6 protein-coding genes are annotated in these 7,212 nt (G+C 75.9%); 4 read left to right on the forward strand and 2 right to left on the reverse strand.

What is annotated here, in order from left to right:
• The first annotated feature begins 52 nt into the window (after positions 1 to 52).
• Positions 53 to 1,213, forward strand: a complete 1,161-nt coding sequence (locus tag PSD17_RS00015) for a luciferase domain-containing protein (RefSeq protein WP_339120783.1) — start codon at positions 53 to 55, stop codon at positions 1,211 to 1,213.
• Between the two features lie 30 nt (positions 1,214 to 1,243).
• On the opposite strand, the gene pdxR is transcribed toward PSD17_RS00015, so the two are convergent.
• On the reverse strand, positions 1,244 to 2,647 hold the full coding sequence (gene pdxR / locus PSD17_RS00020; RefSeq protein WP_013677878.1) for a MocR-like pyridoxine biosynthesis transcription factor PdxR: 1,404 nt from the start codon (positions 2,645 to 2,647) through the stop codon (positions 1,244 to 1,246).
• Positions 2,648 to 2,697: 50 nt separating this feature from the next.
• Here pdxR and PSD17_RS00025 point away from each other — a divergent pair, with 50 nt between their 5' ends.
• The gene (locus tag PSD17_RS00025) at positions 2,698 to 3,198 is read left to right on the forward strand and encodes a carboxymuconolactone decarboxylase family protein (RefSeq protein WP_339120788.1); all 501 of its coding nucleotides are present in this window, start codon (positions 2,698 to 2,700) and stop codon (positions 3,196 to 3,198) included.
• A gap of 20 nt (positions 3,199 to 3,218) precedes the next feature.
• Here the strand turns inward: PSD17_RS00025 and PSD17_RS00030 are convergent, their stop codons facing one another.
• Positions 3,219 to 3,995, reverse strand: a complete 777-nt coding sequence (locus tag PSD17_RS00030; RefSeq protein WP_339120793.1) for a methyltransferase domain-containing protein — start codon at positions 3,993 to 3,995, stop codon at positions 3,219 to 3,221.
• A gap of 306 nt (positions 3,996 to 4,301) precedes the next feature.
• Here PSD17_RS00030 and PSD17_RS00035 point away from each other — a divergent pair, with 306 nt between their 5' ends.
• Together PSD17_RS00035 and PSD17_RS00040 are read left to right on the forward strand one after the other, a co-directional pair.
• The gene (locus PSD17_RS00035) at positions 4,302 to 5,780 is read left to right on the forward strand and encodes an amidase (protein ID WP_339120789.1); all 1,479 of its coding nucleotides are present in this window, start codon (positions 4,302 to 4,304) and stop codon (positions 5,778 to 5,780) included.
• A 73-nt stretch (positions 5,781 to 5,853) separates the two neighbouring features.
• On the forward strand, positions 5,854 to 7,050 hold the full coding sequence (locus tag PSD17_RS00040; protein ID WP_339120791.1) for a glycosyltransferase family 4 protein: 1,197 nt from the start codon (positions 5,854 to 5,856) through the stop codon (positions 7,048 to 7,050).
• Positions 7,051 to 7,212 lie beyond the last annotated feature (162 nt).

Here is a 7,212-nt window from a genome sequence, read left to right on the forward strand (position 1 = left end):
CGTTTCCTACCACAGAGGCCCTCATGACCCCCGCACAGAAGAGGGTGGACCAGTGACCGACGTCGGGCTGCCGGGCGACGAGCCGATGGTCGCCCGGTGGGGGTGGGAGCATCCGTCGGCACCACTGGTCGTCGCGTTGCACGGCAACGGGACCAGCGAGCACTCGCTGATCGAGATCTCCCCGTGGCTGCCCCACGGGCCGGTCGGGTACGTGTCGGTCCGCGCGCCGATCGCCGGGCCGACGGGCTACTCGTGGTTCCCCCTCGTCGACGGCTCGCCCGAGGCCGAGGGCCTCGCCGCCGCCTGCCGCTGGGTGCTGGCCTGGCTCGACACCGAGGGCGACCCCGAGCGGCCCGTCCTGCTGCTCGGCTTCCGGGAGGGCGTGGCGCTGGCCGGGGCGCTGATGCTGGTGGCGCCCGACCGGTTCTCCGGTGCGGTGCTGCTCTACGGCGCGCTGCCGTTCGACGCCGGGATCCCCATGCCCCGCGGTGCGCTCGCCGGGATGCCGGTCTTCCTCGCCCACGGCGCCGACGACACCCGCACCCCGCCACCGCTGCTCGAGCGCACGTGGGACTGGCTGACGCGGCACAGCGGCGCACCGGTCCTCGCCGAGCGCGAACCGGGCGGGGACCAGCTCGCGGGCAAGGTCGTCGGCGATCTGGGGACGTGGCTGGGCGACCGCCTCGACTGGCTGCGCGCCCACGGCGAGAACCCCCTCGCCGACGGCGACGAGCCCGCCTGGCCTACCCTCGGCGGCCCGTTGCCGCCCCGCGCGGGCGAGCCTCCCGAGGTGACCGCCGGGGTGCCGCAGCACCAGTCGTCGCAGAACGGGCCGGCCGAGCTCGCCGAGGCGCTGTGGTCGCGGATCGCGGCCTTCGACGGCGTGACGACGGGACCCACCCGCGTCGGCGTCGACGGCACCCGGGCCCTGCTGCTCGACCGGGACGCGAGCAACGGGCCCGACGTCGCGTTCGTGCTGCCCGCCGACGGCGAGTTCGCCCACCAGCACCCCGCGCCCGACTTCAGCCTGCACCTCGTCCTGCCGCCCGAACAGGCCTACGACGCGGTGGCCAAGGGCTGGGCCGTCGCGCACCCGCTGGCCGGGGTGCGGGTCAGCCCGGGGATGGTGCTGGTGCCGGGGCCGCGCGACGACGCCGAGCTGGAGACGGTGACGGGCATCGTGGCCGCCGGGTACCGGCACGCCCGCGGCTGACCGCGGGGACGCGGCGCGCGCTCCGGGGGGTCACGGGGCGAGCACCCGGCACAGGGCGTCGAGCGTCCCGGCCCACGCGCTGTCCGACGGGGTCGCGTACCCGACGACGACACCGTCGGGACCCGGGCCGGCGTCGGGATGGCGGAAGGTCCCGAGGCCCTCGAGGGCGAGCCGGTGCCACGCCGCGGCGCGCAGCACGTCGGCCTCGGTGCCCGGCGGCAACGTCAGCACCAGGTGCAGGCCCGCGGCCAGGCCGCTCACCCCGACGTGCGGCGCCCGCCGCGCCAGCGCGGCGACCAGCTCGTCGCGACGGCGCCGGTAGCTGCGGCGCCGGGCGCGCACGTGCCGGTCGTAGGCCCCGGACCCGACCAGATCGGCCAGGACGAGCTGGTCGAGGCCGCTCGTGACCGGCTCGACCAGCCCCTTGGCCCGTTCGACCTCGGCGACCAGCGACGCGGGCAGCACCATCCAGCCCAGCCGGACGGCGGGGGCGAGCGCCTTGCTCGTCGTGCCGAGGAGGACGACGTGTTCGGGATCGAGCCCCTGCAACGCGCCGACCGGCTGCCGGTCGTAGCGGAACTCGCCGTCGTAGTCGTCCTCGACGACGAGGCCGCCCGTCGTGCGGGCCCACTCGACTGCCGCGGCGCGCCGGGACGGGTCGAGGGCGACGCCCGTCGGGAACTGGTGGGCCGGGGTGAGCAGGACGGCGCCGACGTCGCGACCCAGGGTGTCGGTGCGGGCGCCGAGCCCGTCGACCTCGACGGGCGGGATGCGCAGGCCCTCGGCGCGCAGCAGGTCGCGGTGCACGTGCAGCCCCACCGACTCGACGGCGACGGCGCGCACCCCGCGACGGCGCAGCACCGTCGCGAGCAGGGTCAGCGCGTGCGACACCCCGGCACAGACGACGATCCGGGCCGGGTCGGTGCGCACGCCACGGGCTCGCGCGAGGTAGTCGGCCAGCGCCTCGCGCAGCTCGGGACGACCGCGCGGGCCGCCGTAACCGAACGCCTCGTCGGGCGCGGCGGCCAGCGCGCGGCGGGTCGCGCGCAGCCACTGCGCCCGCGGGAAGCTCGCGACGTCCGGCCGCCCGGCGATCAGGTCGTGGCGCGGGCCGGAGGTGTGCGGCGGGGCGGGCGACGTCGGGTGCTGCGGGACCGCGGGCGAGCGCGTCGCGACCCGGGTCCCCGACCCGTGCCGCGCCGTCAGCCACCCCTCGGCGACCAGCTCCGCATACGCCTCGACGACGGTCGTCCGGGCCAGCCCGAGATCGGCCGCGAGCGAACGTGACGACGGGAGCCGCGCGCCCGGCGCCAGCCGCCCGTCGCGGATCGCGTCGCGCACCGCGTCCGTCAGCGCGACGCGCACGCCGCGGCCGTGACCGACGGACAGGTCCAGGTGCAGATCGGAACCTGCCGAAGTGGACCGCGAACTCACACCAGAAGTGGACCATGTTCACCGGCCACTGCGGAACTACCGTCGCGTACATGTCGCAACGGACCACCGCCCCCGAACGCAACGTCGAGCGCCCGGCGCGCCTCGAGCTGGCCGAGCTCGCCCCCGAGGCCTACAAGGCGATGATCGCCCTCGACGGCGCCGCCCGCCGTGGCCTCGACCCCGTCGTCGCCGAGCTGGTGAAGATCCGCGCCTCGCAGCTCAACCACTGCGCGTTCTGTCTCGACATGCACACCAGGGACGCGCTCGCCGCGGGCGAGAGCGTCGAACGGATCATCCAGCTGTCGGCCTGGGAGGAGTCACGGCACTTCTACAGCGCCAAGGAGGTCGCGGCCCTGGAGCTGACGGAGGCGATGACCGTCCTCACCGACGGGTTCGTGCCCGACGACGTCTACGCGCGCGCCGCCGCGGAGTTCGACGAGACCGAGCTCGCCCACCTGATCGTGGCGATCACCGTGATCAACGCCTGGAACCGCTTCGGCGTCACCTCCCGGTTGGCGCCGGGGCACTACACGCCCGCCCGGCACGGCTGAGTCGCGCGCCGGGACCGGGCCTACGTCCGGACCGCCGAGATGCTGTAGCGGTTGAGGCTGAACAGGTACTCGTCCTCGGCGGCGCGGGCGCGCAGGTCGGCGAGCCAGTCGGCGGCGTCCTGCGCGGTGACGCCGCGCCGCCCGGGCACGAACGCGGCGATCGTCTCCATGATGTTCGCGCTGAAGGTGTCGGCGTGCAGGCGCGGGTTGAACAGCGGGATGACGCGCTGGTCGACGACCTCGAAGCCGCCGCGGCGCAGCAGCCCGGCGAGCCGTCGCGGGAGCCGGGAGTCGGCCAGGTGCTCCTCCCAGGCCGCGACGATCCGCTCGTGCCGGGCGCGGTCGGCGACGTTCCAGACCAGCGAGTCCCAGTCGGTGTCCAGCACGACGACCCGCCCGCCGGGCCGCAGCACCCGGCCGACCTCGGCGATCGCCGCGGGCATGTCGGGGACGTACTCGTAGACCTGCGTCGCGACGACGACGTCGAACTCCTCGTCCGGGTACGGCAGCGCGCAGGCGTCGCCCTCACCGACCGTCGCCCATGGCATCGCCGCGCACCGCTGCCGGGCGATCGCGTTCATCGCCGGGCTCGGGTCCATCCCCTGCACCGCCCCCGCCGGGCCGACCGCCTCGGCCATCGACGCGAGCAGATGGCCGGGTCCGGACCCGACGTCGAGCACCCGCTCCCCGCGCCGCAGCCGCAACATGTCGAGCACCTGGGCACGCTGGGCGACGACGTCGCTCGTCGCGTAGCTGCGGTCCAGTCGCCGCGCTTCCTCGTCGCCGAACTCCAACATCGCCACGTTCGGAGGCTAGCCCGCCCCGGCGCGCCTGACCGGCCCGCGACCGGACGCATCCGCGCGCAACCTCACCGTCGTCGCCGGGCCTCGGAGCAGCAGCGAGGTTGCGCGCGGGACGGGGGCGGCGCGCGCGGCGGAGGTTGCGCCCGGGGCGGGGTCGGCGCGGGTGGCCACGTGCTGCGGAGGTTGCGCGGGCGGGTCGGCGCGCCGGGCCCGGCCGCGGCGGACGGTCGGGGGGTGCGGCCGGGGCTAGGGTCGCCGGGACCGCACGTCCGGACGTCCCGCCCGGCGCAGGGAGGCAGCGTGGACCAGCCCGAGTACCGCTCGTACGACGCCGTGGGGCTCGCCGAGCTCGTCGCGAAGGGCGAGGTGTCGGCGTCGGAGCTGCTCGAGGCGGCGATCGCGCGCGCCGACGCCGTCGGTGCGCGGATCAACGCGATCGTCCGGCCGATGTACGAGATCGCGCGGGAACGCGCGCGCGGCGAGCTCAGCGGGCCGTTCGCCGGGGTGCCGTTCCTGCTCAAGGACCTCGGCCAGCACTACGCCGGGCTGCCGACGTCGGCCGGGAACCGGGCACTGGCGAGGCACCCGCAGCCTGCGCACGCGCTCGTCGTCCAGCGGTGGCTCGACGCCGGCCTGGTCCCGTTCGGCAAGACCAACACCCCGGAGTTCGGCGCGAAGGGCATCACCGAGCCCGAGGTGTTCGGTCCGACGCGCAACCCGTGGGACACCACACGGACGCCGGGCGGCTCGTCGGGAGGGTCGGCGGCGGCGGTCGCGGCCGGGATCGTGCCGGTGGCCGGGGCCTCGGACGGCGGCGGGTCGATCCGGATCCCGGCCGCGTGCTGCGGGCTGTTCGGCCTCAAGCCCGGCCGCGGGCTCCTGCCCGACGGGCCGGACGTCGGCGAACGGCTGCACGGCGCGGCGGTCAACGGCGTCGTCTCACGGACGGTGCGCGACACCGCGGCGATGCTGGACGTCCTCGTCGGCCCGGATCCGGGCGGTCCCTTCCCGACCCCCCGCCCCCCGGAGTCCTTCGCCGAGGTCGCCCGCCGCGATCCCGGACGCCTGCGCATCGGTTTCGCGACGGCCTCACCGCTGGGCACCCCCGTCGACCCGCAGGCCGTCGCGGCGGTGGAGGACGCGGCAGCGCTGCTGGAGGCGGCGGGTCACGACGTCGAGCCGGCCTCGACCGGGGTGGACGAACGCGGTCTCGCCAAGGACTTCCTGACGATGTGGTTCGCGGCCGTCGCCGCGGAGGTCGCCGAGACCCGGGCGGTGACCGGCTGCGGCGTCGACGCGTTCGAGCTGGACACGCGGATCATGGCCGCGGTCGGACGGGCGACGTCGGCACCCACCTACATCGCGGCGCACGACCGCTGGAACTCCCACACCCGCAGGCTGGCCGCGTTCCACGAGCGGTACGACCTCCTGCTCACCCCGACGCTGGCCCGGCCGCCGGTGCGGATCGGCGAGCTGGCCGCGCCGGAGGCCGTCGCGCGGGCGAGCCGGGTGCTGCTGCGCGCGCACGCCGCGGGCCTGCTGGCGAGGACCAACGTGCTGGACACGCTGATCGACCAGAACCTGTCGCCGGTGCCGTACACGCAGCTGGCCAACATCACCGGCCGTCCGGCGATGTCGGTGCCGTTGTACCGGACGCCGGCCGGGCTGCCTCTGGGGGTGCAGTTCGTCGGCCCGCTGGGTGGTGAGGGCCGGCTGCTCGCGCTGGCGGCGCAGCTGGAGGCCCTCCGGCCGTGGGCCGACCGGGAGCCGTCCCTCTGAGGACGGCCGCCGTCGCCGCGGGCGGCGAACGCCCGCGGCGGGTCGGCCGGCGCACAACCCCTAGCCTCGACGCGTGGATTCGGGAGGCGGCAGGCGTCGCACCGTGACGTTCGTGGAGTTCAGCCCCTCCGGCGGGCTGTTCCAGTTCTCGGCGCAGCTCGCCGGGGGTGTCGCGGCGGGTGGTGACGCCGTCGACTTCATCACCGGCCCCGACCCGGAGCTCGGCCCGACCCACCCCGGCGTCCGGATGCGGCCGGTGCTGCCCACCTGGCACCCGGCCGACGAGAAGCCCATCGGCCGGCTCGCGAAGAAGGCGCGGCGCGTGCTCCGAGCGGGACAGCGGGCGCTGGCCTGGCTCGTCGTGCTGGCCCTGTTGCGGCGCAGCCGCCCCGACGTCGTCGTCTGGTCGACGTGGCGGTTCAGCATGGACGCGCTGGGCGCCGTCGCGGCCCGTCGGCTGCTGCCGCGTTCGACGATCGTCCTCGTCGCGCACGAGCCGGTGCCGCGGGTGCGCGCCGACACCACGAAGGAGCGGCACGGGCGCGTCCTCGACCCCGCGCTGGAGCGGGCGTGGCACAGCGTCGACGCCGTCTTCGTGCTCGGTGAGGAGGCTCGCGCGAAGGTGCACGAGCGCTGGCAGGTCGCGTGCCCGGTCGTCGTGATCCCGCACGGCGACGAGGCGGCCCTGCGCGGCGACGCGCCGGTCCCGCCGTGTGCGCGGACCGGGCCGGTCGTCCTGTTCTTCGGCGCCTGGACCGCCTACAAGGGCATCGACCTGCTCTTCGACGCGGTTCCCGCCGTGCGGCACAAGGTCCCGGACGCGCGGATCGTCGTCGCGGGATCGGTGCTGGGTGTCGACGAGGCGGCGCTGACGGCGCGCGCCCGGGCGCTGGGCGTGGACGCCCGCCCCGGCTACGTGGCGACGGCCGAGGTGCCGCGGCTGTTCGGGGAGGCCAGGGTCGTCGTCACGCCGTACCGGCGGGCCACGCAGAGCGGCGTCGTGCATCTCGCGTACACGTTCGCCCGGCCGGTCGTCGCGACGGCGGTCGGGGACATCCCGGCCGCGGTCCGCGACGGCGAGACCGGGCTGCTGGTACCGCCCGACGACCCCGACGCGCTCGCCGCGGCACTGGTCGACCTGCTCACCGACGCCGACCGCGCACAGTCGATGGGCGACGCCGGTGCGGCCTGGCTGGAGGCCGAGGCGTCGTGGACCGCGGTGGCCCGACGCGTCCGCGAGACCGTCGACCGGGTCCGCGGCGCCCGCTGAGGAAGTGGGGTTCTCCCCCTCGGGAACGGGGGCGCACTCGATCGTCGCGAGGCCTCCGCGACGGCAGAGTTCTCCTCAACACGGAAACACCCCCCACAGCACGAACCCGGCGCACGAACCCCACCGAGACGAGGCCCGAAATGTTCAAGTCCCACTGCAGCA

Source organism: Pseudonocardia sp. D17 (genome assembly GCF_036984265.1).
Lineage (GTDB): Bacteria > Actinomycetota > Actinomycetes > Mycobacteriales > Pseudonocardiaceae > Pseudonocardia > Pseudonocardia benzenivorans.

What these genes read in the sequence shown, in the direction of transcription:
- PSD17_RS00030 (WP_339120793.1), bottom strand. Translation starts at nt 3,995, where the DNA reads ATGTTGGAGTTCGGCGACGAGGAAGCGCGGCGACTGGACCGCAGCTAC.
- PSD17_RS00025 (WP_339120788.1), top strand. Translation starts at nt 2,698, where the DNA reads ATGTCGCAACGGACCACCGCCCCCGAACGCAACGTCGAGCGCCCGGCG.